The sequence below is a fragment of the Leptothermofonsia sp. ETS-13 genome (assembly GCF_049200465.1).
In the GTDB taxonomy this organism is placed as follows: Bacteria; Cyanobacteriota; Cyanobacteriia; order Leptolyngbyales; family Leptolyngbyaceae; genus Leptothermofonsia.
Map to the genome: position 1 here is coordinate 4930551 of NZ_CP120836.1, position 20441 is coordinate 4950991.

Consider the following 20441-nt stretch of genomic DNA (forward strand, 5'->3'; position numbering starts at 1 on the left):
AGTTTTGCAGCCAGTTAATAGTCTAGCAACTAATGGCTGACAGCGAACCCCGATCTACGCGGCTTCTCCCACCTTCATATCCCGTAAAGCATTGATATCTACTTCAATCGAGGGACCCATGGTGGCAGCAACAAAAACACTGCGCCAGTAGCGGCCCTTGGCACCTGAAGGACGGTTGCGATCAATGGTCTCTTGCAGTGCCTTCAGGTTAATCAGTAAATCCTCCGCTGGGAAAGAGGATTTGCCAAACATCACATGAACAATTCCGGTTCTATCTGCCCGAAACTCAAGCTTACCGGCTTTGAATTCGGCGATCGCCTGAGGCAAGTCAAACGTCACAGTGCCTCCCTTGGGAGAGGGCATCAAACCGCGGGGACCCAGAAGTTTACCAAGCTTTGCTACCTGGGGCATCATGTCGGGGGTTGCAATCAGCAAATCGAAGTCCATCATGCCCTGCTGAATCTCATTAATCAAATCTTCAGAACCGGCGATATCAGCTCCCGCATTGGTAGCTTCCGTCACCTTCTCCCCACGGGCAATCACTGCAACGCGAATGGTTTGTCCCGTTCCTTTGGGCAGAACGACAGTGGTTCTTAACTGCTGGTCGCTGTACTTGGGATCAATTCCAAGGCGGATGTGAGCTTCAGCCGATTCTGGAAATTTGGCCGTTGCCGTCTCTTTCAGTAAGTTCAATGCTTCGAGCGGTTGATAGGGACGACTCTCAACTTTTTTCTGAAGCTCTTGCAGTCTTCTGGATGTTTTTTTCATCGTTAGTCTCCTGGGGTCATAACGAGGTTCGGCCTCTGCCCCTGATAGTTGTTAGTTGTTAGAGAAAGTGAGGGGAAGGAGAAGAAAAAAGAAAGAAGAAGGGGAAGGTAGAAACCCAAAACTTGAAACTCATCTACTCATCCACCTAACCCTCACCCTATTCCCTGTCTCCTTAATCAGAACTCAAAACTCCCCATCTAATCCTTAACTGTAATTCCCATATTGCGGGCCGTGCCTTCGACGATTTTCATCGCGGCTTCAATGTCGTTAGCATTGAGGTCAGGCATTTTAGTCTGGGCAATTTCTCGCAGTTGGGTACGGGTAATTGAACCGACTTTTTTACGATTGGGTTCGCCAGATCCCCGCTCAACTCCGGCTGCTTTGGCAATGAGTTTAGAAGCCGGAGGGGTTTTGAGAACGAAGGTGAAACTACGATCTTCGTAGACCGAAATTTCAACCGGAACCACCATTCCTGCCTGGTCAGCAGTTCTGGCGTTGTATTCCTTACAGAACATCATGATATTGACCCCGTGCTGACCCAGCGCAGGACCAATGGGAGGGGCAGGGTTTGCCTTGCCAGCGGAAATTGCCAGCTTAATCACTGCAACTACTTTCTTTGCCATTGACGGTATTAGCTCTCTTTCTGAACCTGATTAAACTCTAATTCCACGGGGGTATCGCGTCCAAAAATAGATAGCAGAGCTTTTAGCTTACTGCGTTCTGGGCTGACCTCAATTACTTCCCCTTCAAAGTCTTTGAAGGGACCGGAAAGTACCAGAATCTTGTCTCCGGGAGCCATGTCGATCTTGATGACTGGCTCTTGCTCTTGAGTTTGTTTGAAGATCCGCTCAACTTCGGAATGTCCCAAGGGCATGGGCTTAACATGCCCTCGCCCACGTCCGTAACGGCGTTTTTGCTCCGCCCCGACGAAGTTGATGACATTGGGAGTGTTTTTAACTACCTGCCAGGTTTCATCATCCATGATCATATTGACCAGGACATAGCCGGGAAAAACCTTCTCTTCGGTGTTTTGACGAGAACCATCTTTACGCAGCTTAACCGCTGGGGTTTGGGGAATTTCGACCTGAAAGATACGATTGGCCACATCCAGAGTCTCAATGCGCTGTTCTAGATTGGCTTTAACTCGCTTTTCACAGCCGGAAGCCACCTGCACAGCATACCAACGGCCCTGGGCGCGAGAATATTCTTCTTCATCCTCAGAGTCGGTGTGAACTAAGTTTTGGGATTCGTCTGAAATGTAGGTCATCCAAACACCTGCTGCGCTGCCCACGCGAAGAAGTTGTCAACAAGATAGATCAAGCTTGCAGAGAGGGTAACCATCAGGATCACGGCAACCGATTCGCTGATGAGCTGTTGACGACTAGGCCAAACTACTTTATTAAGCTCATCTTTTGTTTCTTGAAGGAAAGTGGAGGGATTAAATCCGGATTTTTCCTCTTGTCCCTTTGCTTCATCCTTTGCCACGGTTATCATCCTCCCCTTTGGATACCACGTTAAGTAAGATTGAATCCAACCTACTTCACTGCCAAAAATGCTCAGCGCGCCCTGGAGGACTCGAACCCCCGACATCAGGTTTTGGAGACCTGCGTTCTACCAACTGAACTAAGAGCGCACAAGCTAAGCCCTTTGGGCTGTACCTTCCAGTCTACCAATTAGATAGCAATTACTACCAATTAGATAGCAATTGGTTGTTATAGCGTTCACAAATAATTTTTTGTGAACGAGGGAAGTGGGGCAGAAGCCCCCAGGCAGGGGAGAACCCCTGCACCCCGTTCAAATTTCAAGAAGGATCGCCATAGTTGTTAATTGTTAGTTGAATCTTTGCTGATAGACAACAACTAACTGCTAACAATTCTTCTATAGGGCTCGATCAAACCGCTGTTTGAGACGGGTTGCCTTACCAATGCGATCGCGCAGGTAGTAAAGCTTAGCACGCCGAACCTTACCACGACGCAGAACTTTGATGTTCTCAATCCGGGGGGAGTGGATGAGAAAAACCCGCTCAACTCCAACACCCTGGAATGTACGTCGAACAGTAATGTTTTGATTGATGCCAGATCCCTTCTTGGAAATGACAACACCTTCGTAAGGCTGGGTTCGCTCTTTACCACCTTCTTGAATGATCACGCCAACTTTGACAGTATCGCCAACGTGAATTTCAGGCAGATTTGTTTTCATTTGTTCCGCTTCAATGGAGCGGATAATTTCCTGGGCTTGCATAGGTCTGGCAAAAACTCACAGTCTACAACTATAGCGTGAGATGCTTTAGAAAGTCTAGAGGCTGTCTGGAAAACTGGGAAGGTGGAGGGGTGAGGGAGTAATAAGAGGAACAAGGTGATAGGGTGAGGTTTCTTTACTCCACTACTCTATATGCTCATCGACTCATCCCCCCTCCCACCCATCCTGCATCCCCCTAAGGAGGATTGTATTCCTAGGAAGGGGACGATATTACTGACGATGGAAACTCTGTAAGGACCGTGACCACATGAAAAAGTTTCTAGCTACTCTGGCTGGCATTGGGCTGATTGCTTCGGGTACCGTTCAAGGTTGTTCAGGAAATCAACCAGCGAGTATTCAATCTCCTGGAACGGGGTCACCCGCAGCAACCACGGAAGCGGCAGATACTGGAACTTTAGAAATTCGAGCAAATGGTGAGGACTTTGTACGTCAGGGATTTACTTCGAAGGATGGCTGGAAAATTAGTTTTGAAAATGTTTACACTACGTTGAGTAATATAACGGCGTATCAAACCGAGCCGCCTTATGATCCACAAAAAGATCAGGACTTAAAAGCAAAGCAGCAAGTGAAATTAGACCAAACGCAGACGGTTGATCTGGCGGCGGGGGATGAAAGGGCGGAGCCCGTGCTAGTCGGTGAGGTGAATGCGCCTGCCGGACGTTATAATGCGCTGTCCTGGAGGATGGTGAAGCCAGCAGATGGTCCGGCCAAAGGTTACCCCCTGCTGCTGAAAGGTAAAGCCACAAAAGACGGAAAGACCGTTGATTTCACTCTCAGAATTGATCAGGAAATGGCCTTTAGCTGTGGTGATTTTGTGGGGGATGATCGCAAAGGCTTATTGAAGCCAGGAGATAAAGCGGATCTAGAGGCGACCTTCCATTTTGATCACCTGTTTGGAGATGCAGATGTGCCAATGGACGATGACTTGAACAAACAGGCATTGGGGTTTGAACCACTGGCGGCGATCGCCCGCAATGGCAAATTAGACGTGGATATGGCAGGCCTGAAACAACAGCTTTCCCTTGAGGATTTCAAAAAGTTGGAGTCGATTTTTCCTTCTTTAGGACATGTGGGGGAAGGGCATTGTAAAGAAACTCTGACTCAAGCCTGAGGCAGTTTACAGGAGCAATGGCAATAATCAAGAGCAGGAGGGCAGAACGGTGAGGTGGTGGATTCCAGTGGTATGTTTGGTGGCATTTCAGACAGGGCGTGCGATCGCTCACGGAGCAGTGATCCAGTACAAAACCACTCAGGCACTTGAGATCCAGGCAAATTATGACACTGGGGCGCCGATGAAACAGGCCTCAGTTACGGTTTATGCACCAAACAAAGAAGACCCCTGGCTCAAAGGACAGACCGATGACAAAGGACGGTTCACTTTTGCTCCCGACGCTTCGCTGCCTGGAAATTGGGAAGTCAAAGTGCGATCGGCAGGGCATGGAGACATTGTCACGATTCCCGTGGGGGCGACTAATGTTGTCGCTTCGACAAACAGGAGCAGCGGCTACACTCCATTACAGAAAGGAGTGATGACGGCGTCTGTCGTCTGGGGATTGATTGGCACGGCACTCTTCTTCTGGCGGAGGAAGTAGATGCACATACCCGACGGCATCGTACCAGTTCAGATTTGTATAGGTGGATACGCGGTTACTAGCCTCGTAACCTGGTACTCTTTGCAGCAGATCAACCGCAGGAAAGATCCAATGCTGGGAGTTCCCAAAGCAGCCCTTCTGACTACAGCTTTTTTTGTGGCTTCCCTGATTCATATCCCCATTCCTCCTGCCAGTGTGCATCTGGTACTAAACGGAATGCTGGGCTGCGTGCTGGGTTACTATGCATTTCCGGCAATTTTAATTGGCTTATTTTTTCAAGCGGCGACCTTCGGGCATGGCGGCATCAGCACCCTGGGGATCAATGCGCTGATTATGGGCATTCCAGCTTTGGTGGCATATTACCTGTTTCAACTTCGTCATACCTTGGGTAGACGACTTAAGCCGAGGCTTGCCTCTGGGCTGTTTGCTTTTCTGGCGGGGGCTTTTGGCCTGGGCCTTTCTGCATTAATCTTTTTCACCGTAGTGATCACAACGATTCCTTCTGATCTGGATGCCGCAATCGAGCAAGCAGCGGTTTTCACCTTGCTATTAGCGCACATTCCATTGGCTCTAATTGAGGGAACCTTCACTGCAATGCTGGTGTTGTTTCTGGAACGGGTAAAACCAGAACTGCTACAGGGTGAGTGGTAAGTATGGTGGGGCGGTTGAACCTGGATGCCCATGCCAATGGGGATTCTCCCATCCATCGCTGGCTACCCAACCCAAAGTTAATTAGCTTTGGGGCATTGGTTTTTGCCTTTGCAGCTGTGCAGGATCTACGGTTAGTGCCTGCCATGCTGCTGGTGACTGGGGGGCTCTACGCGACTTCGGGACTGCCCATTTCTTTTTTACTCAACCGCTTCCGTTATCCGGGTTTCTTTTTGCTGGGGATTATCCTGCTGCTGCCGTTTGTGTCGGGTGAGACAGTGATCTGGCAATGGGGTATCCTTGCATTGCGCCAGGAGGGCTGTATTGCTGTCCTATTAATCACAGCGCGGTTTTTCTCGATTCTCACACTGGGGTTGATTCTATTGAGTACGACTCCGTTTGCCACGTTAGTGAGGGCGATGCGATCGCTCGGTCTTCCGCCTGTTCTGGCTGATATGACCCTACTGAGTTACCGCTATCTCTACGACATCGCCGATAATCTGACTGTTATGCAAACTGCTATGCGACTGCGTGGCTTCAGCAACCGAAACAGGAGAGGCCTACTGAGCCCCAATAGTCAGACTTTGAAACAGCTTGCGGCCCTGGCAGGCAGTCTTTTGATCCGGAGCTACGAGCAGGCGGAGCAGGTTTATCAAGCTATGCAGTTAAGGGGATATACCCTTCAAAACTCAAAACTCAAAACTCAAAACTCAAAACTCAAAACTCTTTCCTGGAGTAGTGCTGCCCTTCTTCTCACCCTGTTAATTGCAGCGGGTTTTGTGGCCGCTGAATTTTTGCTTTAGTCACTAATTGAGACGCCATGACACTGATGAATCCACTGCTTGAACGAGAACTGCCAATTGCAATGGTTGAGGCAGCGATCGCCGTGACCGATTTGGAATTTTCCTACTCCGATTGCCCTGATGTTTTGCGAGCAGTGAATTTGAGGATTCATTCGGGAGAGCGGGTTGCGGTCATTGGTGCCAATGGCTGTGGAAAAACAACCCTGTTTCGGTTGCTGTGTGGAGTACTGGCACCTACAGCTGGCAGAATTGCTCTGTTTGGAGAATCGGTGTTACCGGGTAATTTTCGCCCTGATGTGGGATTGGTGTTTCAAAACCCGGATGACCAGCTGTTTTCGCCTTCTGTCTGGGAAGATGTGGCCTTTGGCCCCCAGAATATGGGGTTGTTACCCGATGAGGTTGACGAACGGGTCAGTATTGCTCTGGCACTGACGCAGGTGCAGGGATTGGCACACCGCCCACCTCATCATTTGTCGGGAGGGGAGAAGAAGCGGGTGGCGATCGCCAGTGTTCTGGCAATGAATCCCCAAATTTTGTTGCTAGATGAACCCTCCGTCCAACTGGATCCCCGCAGCCGCCGTCAACTGATTCATTTGCTGGATCAGTTGCCATTGACGCAGTTGATTGCGACCCACGATCTCGATCTGGCACTGGAGTTGTGCGATCGCACAATTGTCCTCAGTCAGGGGCAAATTGTGTACGACGGCCCCACCGAAACAATCCTAAGTGATTCAGAACAGTTGGAACAATATGCCCTGGAATTGCCCCTCAGCTACAGTCGCCCTTATTGTCGGATGGATGATGCTCCGGTGATTTGATAGATGTCTGGGAGTATGGATGTCTGGGAGTAGGGAATGAGTGAAGAACGAATGCGATTAATTTGAGCTACGATTAAGCTTCACTCCAAAGCCATCCGGATGACAGGCGTTGTCTTTAGGAGCAATGTAGTGGTTTTCACTCCTGGGAGGTCAACCCTAGACTCCATACCCCGTCTCAACGGGCTGTACACCGCTTGAATGAAAATTATCATCCAAGAATGTTCAGGTTTCCGCAGGTTATGTCGTTGCCAAAGCATTTACGTCGCTACGGTTTGTTCGGGTTCCTCTGTAGTCTCTGTCTAACGGCTGTTCTGTTTTCTGGGCTGCCCGCTGGTTCTCAGCTTGCTCCTCCCTGGACTGCCGCTCAAAACACTCCACCCCCAGCGGAAGCCGTCAGCCCCTCCCTTTCTCTGACTCAAAACGTCCGCAAAACGGTGCTGGACAATGGGCTGACGGTGCTGACCAAAGAGGTGAACACAGTTCCCGTCGTCACTGTTCAGGTGTGGTATCGCGTGGGGTCCCGCAACGAAACACCTGGCATCAACGGCATTGCCCACCAGCTAGAACACCTGATGTTTAAGGGCACAAAGGAACGTCCGATCCAGTTTGGGCAGTTTTTCAGTGTTCTGGGCAGCGACTCAAATGCCTTTACCAGTTACGACCAGACTGCCTACTTCGGCACTGTTGAGCAAGACAAGTTGAAGGCGTTGCTGGTTCTCGAAGCCGATCGCATGAAGAATTCCATTATTGGTGAAAAAGAGCTTGCCAGTGAAAAACGGGTCGTCATTTCAGAGTTACAAGGCTATGAAAACAGTCCGGGTTATCGACTGGGGCGGGCAGTAATGAAAGCAGCCTTTCCCAACAGCCCCTATGGCCTGCCAGTGGGTGGCACCAAAGCTGATGTGGAGCGGTTCACTGTCCAGCAGGTGCGAGACTACTACCAGAGCTATTACCGGCCTGATAACGCCACCCTGATTATTGTGGGTAACTTTCAGACGGAACCAACCCTGAATCTGGTGAAAGAAACCTTTGGCAAGCTTCCCAGGGAAACTCAACCCCTACCCGCGGAGAACCCATCTCAACTAGCCTCTGATAGTGGTTCAGCAAAACCTCCCATTGTTCTGCGAGAACCGGGGAGTGCCGCAATTTTGAATGAAATCTACCCGCTTCCCAATGCAACCCATCCCGATGTGCCTGTCTTGCAGATAATGGACTATATTCTGGCAGGGGGGCGCAGTTCTCGCCTCTATCAGGCGTTGGTGGAAACAGGGCTGGCCAGCAGTGCCGATGGTTATGCCGCCAACATGATTGGGGGCGGTTGGTATGAATTTTCAATTACTGCGGCTCCTGGTAAGGATTTGAAGCAGATTGACCAGGTATTGCAGAAAACTCTGGCTGATCTGCGCGATAGAGGGGTTTCTCAGGAAGAACTGGAACGGGCTAAGACTCAGTACCGGGCTTCCATGCTACTGCGGAACCGGGATATTGTCAGTCAGGCATTTCAACTTGGAGATGACCAGACCACAACGGGCGACTACCGCTTCACTGATCGCCTGTTGAATGCCATTTCTAAAGTCACTGCTGCCGATGTACAGCGAGCAGCTCAAACCTATCTCGCTCCGAATAAGCGCACGGTTGGCTTCTTTGAACCAACCCGGCCCAATGGTCAGGGGGCAAGTGCTGGCAACTTTGCCCAAACTACGGAGAATTTCAGCCCTGGTGAGCCCGTTGATCCGGCGGAAGTAGCGAAGTATCTGCCCCCCCTGGCAACCAATGGAAACCACTCTGAACAGCCATTGCCTGAAAAGCTGACGCTCGCAAACGGCTTACAGGTGTTGCTGTTGCCCGATCGCAGCACTCCCACCGTTACCCTCAGCGGCTTCATTGAAGCAGGCAGTACTTTTGACCAGCCCGCCACCGCAGGACTGGCAAGCCTGACAGCAGCTAACCTGATGAATGGTACGAAAACCAGAGATGCGCTGGCGATCGCCAAAACTTTAGAAAATCGGGGAGCCAGCCTGTCCTTCTCAGCCGGTCGAGAAGGGGTTAGGGTTTCCGGTAGCGCCCTGGCCTCGGATTTACCCGTTCTGACTCAGGTACTGGCGGACGTGCTGAAGAATGCCAGTTTTCCCGAAAAGGAACTGGAGTTAAGCCGCCAACGGGCGCTGACGGCTTTGAAACTGGAACTGGATAACCCTGCCCGACTGGCCCGCCGCGTTTTCCAGCAGACGGTTTATCCAGAAAATCATCCCTTCCACACTTTCCCCACAGAAGCCAGCCTGAACGCCATTACTCGCGATGATGTGGTGCGGTTTTATCGAGACCACTATCACCCAGATAGTACCGTGTTAACGCTGCTGGGTGATTTTGACCCGGCTCAGGTGCGGAGTTTGCTGAATCGGGAACTGGGAACCTGGGAAGACCCAACGAACGATACAAAACTGACGTTTCCGGATGTGCCACTGCCCCAAACTGTTGTTCGTAAGGCTCCAGCCTTACCCGGTAAGACTCAATCAGTGACCTTTCTGGGCTATAACGCCATTACCCGGAAAGACCCCCGCTACTATGCGGCATTAGTGATGAACCAGATCCTTGGCGGTGATACCCTCTCCAGCCGTTTGGGAACTGAGATTCGTGATCGCCAGGGTCTGACCTATGGCATCTATAGTTTCTTCCAGGCGGGCAAAAACGCAGGACCCTTCCTCATTACTTTACAAACCGCACCAGAGGACACCGAACGGGCGATCGCCAGTACGCTAGGTCTTTTGAAACAGGTGCATGAAAAAGGGGTCACCGGGGCAGAAGTGGCTGCGGCGAAGCGATCGCTCACCAGTAGCTACTCGGTAGAACTCGCCGATCCAGATGATCTGGCTAGCCTTATCTTGATGAACGCTGTATTTGGCCTGGACATCAACGAAATTCGTAATTATACAGATAAGATCGAAGCCGTGACTCCAGCCCAGGTTAATCAGGTAATTGCCGAACTGCTGCACCCAGATCGCATTGTAATTGTGACCGCGGGGCCACCTTCTTCCACAATAAAGTAGACAAGTTGTTGACCTAGTTGACTGACAAAACTTTCCCCCTCATTCTCCGCCGCCGCCTCATAAGTTTGTCTCTAAAGAACCTAATGGAAAGTCAGAAAATTGCAGTACTAAAAGACATTTTCAATTCCAGGCTTGATACTTTAAGCCATCTATTAGATGTGGCTGAAGGCCATTTCACAGACGATGTGGAGTCCCTTTTGCAGCGACGCATAGCGCCTGATATGTTCCCTTTTGGTACACACAAATAGCGTTTACCTGTAATCAGCCTCGCAACTTCGCATTATGGTGCTTAGGTCAGTCAGCAAACAACTTGAACCCTGACGTAAAGTCATTCACTGAAGCTCGTGATCATATTTCATCTACCAAGGGACTTCTGGCAAGTATCAATGTTGTCGATGCTAAGCTTTCAGAAAGCTATCGGCTTGAGTTTGGGCCAGAGCTATATATGGAAATATCTGGAATCTCGTATGTAAATGATTTTCTCATACCGAATTTTTATTTTCATATGACAACAGCCTATAACATCCTCCGTATGGAAGGAGTACCAATAGGAAAGCGAGATTTTATGATGCATTTAGTGCCGTTTTTAAACCATCAAGGTGATGCCTAATACAGCCTCTGAGCCGGGCGAGGTCAAGTAACTTTTTGAAGAGGGCTGAATTTTTCATTGGCTCGTGCCAGACCAGCGGGAGAATAAGTATTGCAATAGCGAAAATCGGGAGTTTCGCAGTCCGATTTTCAAGAATTGGTATAGCATTTACTCTCTGTGAGAGATGTATGAAGTTATTGTGATTTTTCAGTATCATTACGGACATTTTAAAGGTTTGATAGAAATTTCTTAAAGTTCATGTGGGATTTGTATAAAGCGACAGAGCAAAGTGTTGCCTGCCTATCCATTCCCGCTTGTGTGAACTTTTAACTCCAACCACCTGTTTGGACAGTCACGATCGCCTCGCTACCGTCCATGACAGCCAGAATCGCCGGGAATTGGGTTTCCTCTGGCTACTTTTTGCTGTGTTTTTGGCAGCAAACCCTTGTACGCGTTTCGTTGATGGGTGAGATCGCTCAGATTTATGTTCATTTCCCGCTACTGACCGAGGTACTTTCATGCCTGCGATTTCTTTAAGTAACCCTTACACTCAAACCTTTGACACCCTCGCCAGTACGGGCACTGGCATTACCTGGACGGATGACTCAACCCTTGCTGGTTGGTATTCCAATCGATTGCTCTACAACACCGGAACGGGTTCATCCACTACAGGAGCGCTCTACAGTTTTGGGGCATCTAGTTCAAGCGATCGCGCCCTGGGTTCCGTAGGTTCGGGCAGCACCGACACTATCCTTTACGGTGCCCGGTTTGTAAACAACACCAGCAGTACTGTCAGCGGTCTGAATATCGGTTACATCGGTGAACAGTGGCGCAATGGCGGCGGCACCGGTCTGGCTCAAACGGTAGATTTTCAATATCAGGTGAATGCTACCAGTCTGACCACAGGGGTCTGGAGCGATTTCAACGCTCTCGACTTTACCAGTCCTGTGTTTAGCACAACCGCTGGTGCCCTGGATGGGAACGCTGTGGCAAATCGTACCAACCTTTCCGCAACATTGGATGGTTTGAGTCTCGCACCTGGTCAGGAGATCTGGTTGCGCTGGTCAGATATTAACCATCCCAGCAACGATCACGGGCTGGCCATTGATGACTTAACCGTCACTGCCATTACCTCCCAGCCGGTAGCAGGAATCACGCTCACCGAGTCTGGCGGTATTACCCAGGTCAATGAAGCCACCCCGGAGATTACGGACAGCTACACGATCGCCCTCAACACCACACCGACAGGAACGGTACAGATTGCGATCGCCGCCGATGCCCAGACCCAGATCAGCATTGATGGCGTCAACTTTTTCAGTTCCGTGACGCTAACCCTGGACAGCACGACTACTCAGGGCACTGTCACTGTTCGGGCCGTGAACGATACGGTTGTGGAAGGCCCCCACACAGGTATCATCACCCATGCGATCGCCAGCAGTGCCGATCCAGCCTATACCAGCCTCACAATTCCCAACCTCAACGTCAGCATCATTGACAATGACGCTGCTCTGCAACTAACCAGGATTCACCAGATTCAGGGCAATGCATCAACCCAGCTAGCAGGGGGCGTTCATAACGATGTCAGCCCCCTGAATGGTCAGACAGTAACGATTGAGGGAGTGGTTACCGCCGACTTCCAGTTGACCAATCAGTTGCGAGGCTTCTTCATCCAGGAGGAAGTTGTGGATCAGGACATCGACCTCACCACCTCAGAGGGGATCTTCGTTTTTACGGGCAATACCGCCCCTCTGGACGTGCAGGAAGGGCAGATTGTTCGCTTAACGGGAGCTGTCAGTGAATTCTTTGGTATGACCCAGGTGAGCGCCACCACTGCTGGTAGCATCACCCTAGTCGATGGTGGCAACAATCTGGCTCTGGTACCCCCTACCATCATTGGACTGCCAGTTACAGGCGACATCGATGACTTCTACGAGCAGTACGAGGGAATGCGAGTGCAGTTTGCCGACAAGCTGTATGTGTCGGAATACTTTGAACTGGCTCGTTACGGACAAATTGTGTTGACGGCAGGGGGACGCCCCTACCAGTACAGCCACATCGACAACACACCAACCTCAACAGAATATACGGCTTTCCTAGATAACCTGAAACGCAGCCGCATCATTCTGGATGACGACAACAATCGGCAAAATGCGCCGCTCCCCGATGGTGTGTTCTACCATCCCCAACCCGGTGGTTTTGGTACCGGCACCCAGGGTGTGAACTACTTCCGGGGCGGCGATTCGGTCGGTAGCCTGACGGGCGTGCTGCACTGGTCATTTGCTGGACAAACGGGCACCGATGCCTGGAGAATTCGCCCCACAGAAGCAACTCCAGTCACCTTTACAGTTGAAAATCCCCGTCCGATGACTGCCCCAGATGTAGGTGGCAATATCAAAGTTGCCAATTTCAATGTATTGAATTACTTTGATGCACCGTTTGGGGTATCCCAGAATCGGGGAGCTGATAGCGAAGACGAATTTAACCGCCAGAATGAGAAATTGATTGCGGCACTGACGGGCATCAATGCCGATATTTTTGGCTTAGTTGAGATTGAAAATAACGGCACTGCTATTCAAGAACTGGTCAATCGCCTCAATGCCGTTGCCGGAGCCGGAACCTATAGCTACATCAATACAGGCGTCGTCGGTACTGATCAAATCACAGTTGCCATTATCTACAAACCAGCGGTTGTGCAACCAAAAGGAACCGTTGCAATTTTGAATGATCCGGCCTTTACTGACCCCAATAACACCGGGCAGCAGCGGAACCGTCCGGCGATCGCCCAAACCTTTGAAGTGATAAATCCCAATAACCCCGACTTTGGGGAAGCTTTTACGGTTGTGGTCAATCACCTCAAGTCCAAGGGGGCAGCGGAAGCTACGGGAGCAGACCTGGATCAAAACGATGGTCAAAGTGCCTGGAACGATACTCGCACCAAAGCGGCTGCCTACCTGGTTAACACCTGGCTACCCAGCGATCCCACCGGGCAGGGCGACCCCGATTACCTGATTATTGGTGACCTCAATGCCTACAGGGGCGAAACGCCAATTACTGCGATTAAGAATGCGGGTTACACCGATCTGGTTGAACGATTTGGTGGTAACAACGCTTACAGCTTCGTGTTTAACGGGCAACTGGGTTATCTGGATCATGCTCTGGCGAATGCGTCGATGGTAGCCCAGGTTACAGGCGTTGCCGAATGGCATATCAACGCTGATGAAGTGCCTGTGTTTGACTACAACAACATGCTGCGGGATGGCGATGAGCAGTCTTTTGAAGCGAAGCCAACCGGCAATAACTTGTACGAACCAAATGCCTTCCGCACCTCAGACCATGACCCCGTTATTATTGGGCTCGACCTGATTCGTCCCACCATCAACATGATTGAGGGGACTCGTAGAAACGACACCATCAATGGCACCGAGGGTCCCGATTGCATCAGCGGCAATAACGGGAACGACACCATCTGGGGATTGGGTGGCAATGACGTGATTGAAGGGGGTCGGGGTGGCGACATCATCTACGGCGGTGATGGCAATGACATTCTGGCAGCCGATCGCACTGATCGCTTCAATGACTTTGACGGCACCGTCAGCGAACTCTACGGTGAAAGCGGCAACGACACCATCTACGGCGGTAGCAAAGCAGACTTGATCGATGGGGGAATTGGCAACGATACCCTCTTCGGTAAAAGTGGCGACGATCGCATCTTTGGCGGCGATGGGAACGACCTGCTGAATGGTGGTTTAGGCAATGACAACCTGGATGGGGGTGGCAACATTGATACCGCAGATTACTCCGACCTCGTCTTCAATGGCGTATTTGGCACCATTGCAGGACTAGATGTGAACTTGATTAGCAGCGTTGCCAGACATTCCAGCACCAACCGTGCTCTTGCCTGGACGGATACCCTCAGCAACATCGAAAACGTCATCGGCACCAGCCGCAATGACCGCTTCATTGGGAATGCGAACAATAACGTGTTCGACGGTGGCGGACAGGTAGGTCGAAGCGATCGCCTCACCACCTTCACTGCCCTCAACGGCCAGACCTACACCGTCACTGGGGATGTGGTGGAATACGGCGGCACCAGAGCCAGTTTCACCCTGAGCGGCGATCGCGATCGCTTCACCATCACCGGGGCTGGCATTGGAACTGACACCCTGATCAACATCGAATTCATCAAATTTGACGACGGGCTGTTCTCCGTTGCCAGCCTGTTTGTCTAATTCGCCTTATCAGGTGGGCACGGTCTCTAAATCCTCTTTTCTTGGCTGGAGAGACCTTACCCACCTGCTTTCTTCGGTTTCCTCAGGCCCTATTGCCTGCTTCCTAGAGCAAAATCCTTCCCATCCCCTTTCCCTTTCCTATAGCTCTACGCGGGTGCGTTAGGACATTGGAATTAGAGAGGGAGTGGGGGCTTCGCCCCCAGCCAGGGGTTCCACCCCTGCATCCCGTCCTAACCATAATGACTACCGCTATATCTCCCATCCTTCCTGCCCCCTTGATTCACCCCTGCCCTCTCCTACAGTTCTTTAACTCTCCCATATCTTCAGGAAGCTACCTATGCCCTCTACCATTCGTTTTTCCCAATTCAATGCCTCACTGAATCGGAACAGTGCTGGACGACTGGCCACTGACCTGTCCACCCCTGACAACGCTCAGGCCAGAACTGTTGCTGAGATCATCCAGCGCATTAACCCAGACGTTTTGCTGCTCAATGAATTTGACTATGTAGAATCAGACCCCCTCCAGCCCGTGCGCCTGTTCCAGCAAAACTATCTCTCCGTCAGCCAGAATGGAACAGATTCGGTGCGCTATCCCTACGTCTATATCGCACCCTCCAACACTGGCATCGCCACTGGATTTGATTTGAATAATAATGGGGTCGCCGTTACTACACCAGAAACCCCCGGCTATGGAGATGACTCCTTCGGTTTCGGCAACTTTCCCGGCCAGTTTGGTATGGTGTTGCTCTCCAAATATCCAATCGACACCGCCAACGTGCGCACCTTCCAGACATTTCTCTGGAAGGACATGCCGAGTAATTTACTGACCAATGATCCAACCGTAGACAACCCCGCCACTCCCGTGAACGAAAACCTGGGAGGCTTCTACTCACCGGAAGAACAGGCAATCCTGCGTCTTTCCTCTAAGAGCCACTGGGATGTGCCCATTATCGTGGATGGGCAGGTCATCCATGTTCTGATCAGTCACCCCACCCCGCCTGTATTTGATGGCCCCGAAGACCGGAATGGCAAGCGCAACCATGACGAAATCCGCTTCTGGTCCGATTATGTTACTCCCGGTCGGGGCGGCTATATCTACGACGACAGCGGCAACTTTGGCGGTCTGCCTGCTGGGTCAAGCTTTGTTATCATGGGCGACCAGAACGCCGACCCGAATGATGGGGACAGCTATAACTTTGCCATTCGTCAATTGCTGCAAAATCCCAACATCAATACCAATTTTATTCCCAGTAGCCCTGGCGGTCCCCAGCAGTCAGTCCTTCAGGGGGGTGCGAACCTGAATCACCGGAGTAATCCTGCTTTTGACACCGCGGACTTTGCCGACACCGCTCCGGGCAACCTGCGGGCAGACTATGTGCTCCCTTCTGCCGACCTGGAGATTACCAACTCTGCTGTTTTCTGGCCTCTCAACACCGATCCTCTGTTTCCGCTGGTGGGCACGTTCAACCCCACCCTGCCGGGAGGATTTCCCAGTTCTGACCACCGCCCGGTTTATGTAGATGTGCAGTTGGGAGCTACGGAACCTGGAACCACCGTACTCGACCCAGATCTGGGCGGACAGCAAATTTTTCCCACCGCTCTAACGGCAGAACTGAATGGCATCAACACTCAGATTGGCGGACTGTCTGGGATTTTCTACGATCGGGCAACCAACCGTTACTACATTATTTCGGACGATCGCGGCGATCGCACCGCCACCAACTCACCCGCCTCGCCGCCCCCAGCCGACAACACCCCACCCCGCTTCTATACCGCCGACATTGAATTAGCTGCCGATGGCACTCCCACCGTCACCTTTACGGGTGTTACCCTGCTGCGGGACGAGAACAGTAACACCTTTGCTCCCTTCCAGCTTGACCCGGAAGATATTGTCTTAACGGGGCGTGGCACCGCATTTATTTCCTCGGAAGGGGAAGCCAACATCACTGCTGGTCGGGTGGCGAATCCCTTTGTAAATGAGTTTGACCTGGCTACGGGACAGCAGGTGCGATCGCTACTTATCCCGACTAAGTTCCTGCCAGTTGTGCAGGACACTAACGGCGATGGTGTGATTAACGCAGGCGATACACTGATTTCCGGGATTCGCAACAATCTGGCATTTGAAAGCCTCACCATTACGCCCAACCAGCGCTATCTCTATACCGCGACCGAAAATGCTCTGGTACAGGATGGTCCTGCCGCCAGTGCCACGGCTTCCAGCCCCGCCCGCATCATTCAGTACAATCTGGTCAATGGACAGCCAGAGAAGGAATACCTTTATGAGGTGGATCCGGTTGCGGTTCCACCTCCGACGCCGACCAGCTTCAATACCAACGGACTGGTAGATTTGCTGGCAATTGACAATCGGGGTACGATGCTGGCCCTGGAGCGTTCCTTTACTGCCGGAATCCCTGGTACGGGTAACACGATCAAGATTTACGAGATCAGCTTGCAGGGGGCGACAGATATTAGCGCGATCGCATCCCTCAACAGCCTCACCCCAGAACAACGAACCACCATCCAACCCGTCCAGAAGCGGCTTCTACTGAACCTGGATAACCTCAACCTGCCCACCGGCACCGACAACATAGAAGGCATTGAATTTGGTCCCCGTCTGGCCGATGGTCGTCAATCCATTGTGCTGGTCAGCGACAACAACTTTAATACCACCCAATTCACCCAAATTCTCACCCTGGGAGCCGACCTGGTGCCGACCGTTGCCCCCACCGTGGAAACTCGCCCGGCCTTACTGGATGACCCCACCCTGCCAGACGACCAGCAGGCAGACGCTGACGACCCCGCAATCTACGTTCATCCCACCGATCCAGCTAAAAGTCTGGTACTCACTGTGGTTAAAAATGCTGGATTGCGCGTGTATAACCTTTCCGGCGAACTGGTGCAGGAAATTAACCCCGGTGGCATTCGCTATAACAATATTGACCTGCAATATGGCTTCCATCTGTGCGGAGAACCCATTGATATTGCCGTTGCCACCGATCGCAACAACGATAAACTGGTTATCTTCAAGATCAACCCCGCAGCAACAGATGGCAACTATTTAGAAGACATTACCGACAGCAGCATCGGCACCCTGTTTCAGGCAGCACCATTTGAACCACCCTACTCCTCAGACGAGCGGAGTGCCTACGGAATCGCCCTCTACCGCAGCCCTTTGACCCAGGACTACTATGTCTTTGCCAACCGTCGGGAAACAGGAGATGTGGCGCAATACCGTTTATTTGATACAGGCAACGGCACTATTGGAGCTGAGCGAGTCCGCAACTTCACTGTTCCCATTCCCGAAGGCGCCCCCGCAGACACCGACCCACAGTTGGAAGGGATGGTGGTTGATCAGGAAACGGGTTTCCTTTATATCGGGCAGGAAAATGTTGGTATCTGGAAGTACCTGGCAGAACCCGACAGCAGTAATACGGGAATTTTGATTGATCGTGTGAAAGCCGTTGGCGGCAGCATTGTAGAAAATGATATGGAGGGGCTGACCATTTACTACGGTCCTGACGGTACGGGTTACCTGCTGGCTTCCAGCCAGGGCAACAATATCTTTGCCGTCTACTCTCGCGATGGCAACAACCAATATCTGGGCAGGTTTGCCGTCGGCCCCAATGGCAGCATTGACGGTGTGCAGGAGTCGGATGGGGCAGATGTGATCAACGTGTCCCTTGGTCCCAACTTCCCCTTCGGTCTATTTGTCACCCAAGATGGTTTGAATGACCCGGCTGTATTGGTGGAAGACGAGGGCGAACTGGAGAACATCAGCACCAACTTTAAGTTTGTGCCCTGGGAAAACATCGCCAATACTTTCCCTGATCCATTACTGATTGATACCTTCAGCTATAACCCGCGCAATCCGACTCCCGCTTCCCTACTGGGCATTGCCAGTGGAGACACTACCCAGACATCGACGGTTCTCTGGGCCCGCAGCACTTTTACAGGCGAGGTGAATGTTGAATATTCCTTCAGCCCCAATTTTTCTACCATTGATGGCATTGTGACCGGACGAGTGATTGATCCATTTGTACCCGCCAAACTGGAAATCACCGGGCTTACTCCCGATAGCGACTACTATTACCGGGTGACAGATGCCGCCGGAGATATAGAAATCGGACGGTTTAGAACCTCGGCAGAATTGGGTACCTATGCGGGCTTACGGTTTGGTGTAACGGGCGACTGGCAGCAGTCTCCTCCCTTCCCCTCCCTGTCAAATGTGAGCGATCGCAGCCTCGACTTTTTCCTCAAGCTGGGCGACACCATCTATGCTGATACCGAAACCGCCGCCTTACCAGGAGTCACCCAGGCCCGTACCCTGGATCAGTTCCGCACCAAACACGCCGAAAATGTTTCCCCCCGGTTTGGGCTAAATACCGTCCGCGATATTTACGCATCCACCTCCATCCTGGCGACTATTGATGATCACGAAATTGTCGATAACTTCGCTGGAGGGGCGGCTCCTGGACAATCCCCCGATGCTCCCACCATTGGCTCCTCACCCGATCCTCTGTTTACGGACGCAGTGGATTTTGTCAATGAAACCCAGGTCTATCGCTCGGCCCTGCAAGCCTTTCAGGAGTATCATCCAATTCGCAATGAATTCTATGGCGCAACCGGCGACCCCCGCACCGCAGGGAAGCTGAAGCTTTACCGTTTCAACACCTACGGCAGCGACGCCGCCATGTTTGTCCTGGATACCCGTTCCTTCCGGGATGTCCAACTGGCTCCCGCCAATCTGAGTAATCCCACCGAATTTTTGGTCAACGCCTTCGACCCCAACCGTACCCTATTAGGCCGTCAGCAACTTTCTGACCTCAAACAGGATCTGCTGGCAGCTCAGCAGAACGGCATTACCTGGAAATTTATTGCCGTGCCCGAACCGATTCAAAACTTTGGTGTGATTAATGCCGAAGATCGATTTGAGGGGTACGCCGCCGAGCGGACCGAACTGCTCAAGTTTATTAATGACAACAACATCCAGAACGTTGTCTTCTTATCCGGCGACTTCCACGGCACTCTGGTGAACAACCTCACCTATCAGTTAGCCCCCGGTCAGCCCCAGATTCAAACTGGAGCGTTTGAGATTGTCACGGGTCCAGCGGCATTCTTTGAGGGTTTGTTTGGACCCACCGTTGCTCGTTTATCACTGGGAGCCGGACTGATTACGCCAGAACAGTTTGCCTTTTATGAGAGCCTGCCCGTTGCCCCCGACGCTGATGATATTCCGAATGATAAGGATGACTTCATCAAACAACTGTTGAAGGGACAAACCGATTTGTTTGGTTACGATCCGTTAGGTTTGCAGGGTTCCGAGATCAACGCCACCCTCCTGCAAGGGGACTATCTCTCAACCCATGTCTATGGCTGGACAGAAATTGACATTGCTCCAGACACCCAAAAGCTGACGGTAACTACCTACGGCATTCCTTTCTATAGCGAACAGCAACTCCTGGCAAATCCCACTGCCATTACCAGTTTGACCCCAGAAATCGTCAGTCAGTTTGAGGTGACGCCGACCCTTTCCAGTCCCAATTCAGTTGCAGGAGCAGCGGGAGTGGGCTTTGGCAGCTACGGGTCAGGATTGACCACCAATCCATTTCAGCGTGATCCGTTGGCGGCGCTAGGCGTGGGTCAAACAATTAGCTAGTGGTCTGTCAATACTTATTTTCTGAGTTTTCA

General features: G+C 51.5%; 15 protein-coding genes and 1 tRNA gene. 10 read left to right on the forward strand and 6 right to left on the reverse strand.

The window, feature by feature from the left end:
- Positions 1-54: 54 nt before the first annotated feature.
- The 6 genes from rplA to rplS all read right to left on the reverse strand — a co-directional run bounded on the left by rplA (position 55) and on the right by rplS (position 3009).
- Entirely contained in the window at positions 55-768 is a 714-nt protein-coding gene (gene rplA / locus P4D80_RS22515; RefSeq protein ID WP_421656288.1) for a 50S ribosomal protein L1, read from the reverse strand.
- A 197-nt stretch (positions 769-965) separates the two neighbouring features.
- Entirely contained in the window at positions 966-1391 is a 426-nt protein-coding gene (gene rplK / locus P4D80_RS22520) for a 50S ribosomal protein L11 (RefSeq protein ID WP_421656289.1), read from the reverse strand.
- Positions 1392-1399: 8 nt separating this feature from the next.
- Positions 1400-2035 carry a transcription termination/antitermination protein NusG gene (nusG, locus tag P4D80_RS22525; protein ID WP_421656290.1) on the reverse strand — a complete coding sequence of 212 codons (636 nt, stop codon included), beginning with the start codon at positions 2033-2035 and terminating at the stop codon, positions 1400-1402.
- Positions 2032-2253: a preprotein translocase subunit SecE gene (secE, locus tag P4D80_RS22530; protein WP_421656291.1), complete on the reverse strand. Its 222-nt coding sequence runs from the start codon at positions 2251-2253 to the stop codon at positions 2032-2034. The genes nusG and secE overlap by 4 nt, the downstream gene beginning before the upstream one ends.
- Positions 2254-2328: 75 nt before the next feature.
- Positions 2329-2401, reverse strand: a tRNA-Trp gene (locus tag P4D80_RS22535).
- A gap of 245 nt (positions 2402-2646) precedes the next feature.
- The gene (rplS, locus tag P4D80_RS22540; RefSeq protein ID WP_421656292.1) at positions 2647-3009 is read right to left on the reverse strand and encodes a 50S ribosomal protein L19; all 363 of its coding nucleotides are present in this window, start codon (positions 3007-3009) and stop codon (positions 2647-2649) included.
- A gap of 265 nt (positions 3010-3274) precedes the next feature.
- Between rplS and P4D80_RS22545 the strand changes: the two genes are divergently transcribed.
- The 10 genes from P4D80_RS22545 to P4D80_RS22590 all read left to right on the forward strand — a co-directional run bounded on the left by P4D80_RS22545 (position 3275) and on the right by P4D80_RS22590 (position 20409).
- On the forward strand, positions 3275-4138 hold the full coding sequence (locus P4D80_RS22545) for a DUF4382 domain-containing protein (protein WP_421656293.1): 864 nt from the start codon (positions 3275-3277) through the stop codon (positions 4136-4138).
- 49 nt (positions 4139-4187) lie between these two features.
- Complete coding sequence (locus P4D80_RS22550; protein ID WP_421656294.1) at positions 4188-4619, forward strand: carboxypeptidase regulatory-like domain-containing protein; 432 nt, start codon at positions 4188-4190, stop codon at positions 4617-4619.
- A complete protein-coding gene (cbiM, locus tag P4D80_RS22555) occupies positions 4620-5270 on the forward strand; it encodes a cobalt transporter CbiM (RefSeq protein WP_421656295.1) in 651 nt (216 codons plus the stop codon).
- Between the two features lie 2 nt (positions 5271-5272).
- On the forward strand, positions 5273-6070 hold the full coding sequence (cbiQ, locus tag P4D80_RS22560) for a cobalt ECF transporter T component CbiQ (RefSeq protein ID WP_421656296.1): 798 nt from the start codon (positions 5273-5275) through the stop codon (positions 6068-6070).
- Positions 6071-6087: 17 nt separating this feature from the next.
- Entirely contained in the window at positions 6088-6888 is an 801-nt protein-coding gene (locus P4D80_RS22565) for an energy-coupling factor ABC transporter ATP-binding protein (protein ID WP_421656297.1), read from the forward strand.
- A gap of 239 nt (positions 6889-7127) precedes the next feature.
- The gene (locus tag P4D80_RS22570; RefSeq protein ID WP_421656298.1) at positions 7128-9935 is read left to right on the forward strand and encodes a M16 family metallopeptidase; all 2808 of its coding nucleotides are present in this window, start codon (positions 7128-7130) and stop codon (positions 9933-9935) included.
- Between the two features lie 83 nt (positions 9936-10018).
- On the forward strand, positions 10019-10183 hold the full coding sequence (locus tag P4D80_RS22575; protein WP_421656299.1) for a DUF1993 family protein: 165 nt from the start codon (positions 10019-10021) through the stop codon (positions 10181-10183).
- Positions 10180-10545 (forward strand): DUF1993 family protein, encoded by a 366-nt coding sequence (locus tag P4D80_RS22580; protein WP_421659586.1) that lies wholly within the window; start codon positions 10180-10182, stop codon positions 10543-10545. The genes P4D80_RS22575 and P4D80_RS22580 overlap by 4 nt, the downstream gene beginning before the upstream one ends.
- Before the next feature lie 497 nt (positions 10546-11042).
- Positions 11043-14753, forward strand: a complete 3711-nt coding sequence (locus P4D80_RS22585) for an ExeM/NucH family extracellular endonuclease (RefSeq protein ID WP_421656300.1) — start codon at positions 11043-11045, stop codon at positions 14751-14753.
- Between the two features lie 337 nt (positions 14754-15090).
- Positions 15091-20409: a phytase gene (locus tag P4D80_RS22590; RefSeq protein ID WP_421656301.1), complete on the forward strand. Its 5319-nt coding sequence runs from the start codon at positions 15091-15093 to the stop codon at positions 20407-20409.
- Positions 20410-20441: the final 32 nt, after the last annotated feature.

Coding starts and splice junctions, on each gene's coding strand:
- rplA (WP_421656288.1), bottom strand. CDS start 768: ATGAAAAAAACATCCAGAAGACTGCAAGAGCTTCAGAAAAAAGTTGAG.
- P4D80_RS22590 (WP_421656301.1), top strand. CDS start 15,091: ATGCCCTCTACCATTCGTTTTTCCCAATTCAATGCCTCACTGAATCGG.
- P4D80_RS22570 (WP_421656298.1), top strand. CDS start 7,128: ATGTCGTTGCCAAAGCATTTACGTCGCTACGGTTTGTTCGGGTTCCTC.
- nusG (WP_421656290.1), bottom strand. CDS start 2,035: ATGACCTACATTTCAGACGAATCCCAAAACTTAGTTCACACCGACTCT.
- P4D80_RS22565 (WP_421656297.1), top strand. CDS start 6,088: ATGACACTGATGAATCCACTGCTTGAACGAGAACTGCCAATTGCAATG.
- P4D80_RS22545 (WP_421656293.1), top strand. CDS start 3,275: ATGAAAAAGTTTCTAGCTACTCTGGCTGGCATTGGGCTGATTGCTTCG.
- P4D80_RS22585 (WP_421656300.1), top strand. CDS start 11,043: ATGCCTGCGATTTCTTTAAGTAACCCTTACACTCAAACCTTTGACACC.
- rplS (WP_421656292.1), bottom strand. CDS start 3,009: ATGCAAGCCCAGGAAATTATCCGCTCCATTGAAGCGGAACAAATGAAA.
- rplK (WP_421656289.1), bottom strand. CDS start 1,391: ATGGCAAAGAAAGTAGTTGCAGTGATTAAGCTGGCAATTTCCGCTGGC.
- cbiQ (WP_421656296.1), top strand. CDS start 5,273: ATGGTGGGGCGGTTGAACCTGGATGCCCATGCCAATGGGGATTCTCCC.
- cbiM (WP_421656295.1), top strand. CDS start 4,620: ATGCACATACCCGACGGCATCGTACCAGTTCAGATTTGTATAGGTGGA.
- P4D80_RS22575 (WP_421656299.1), top strand. CDS start 10,019: ATGGAAAGTCAGAAAATTGCAGTACTAAAAGACATTTTCAATTCCAGG.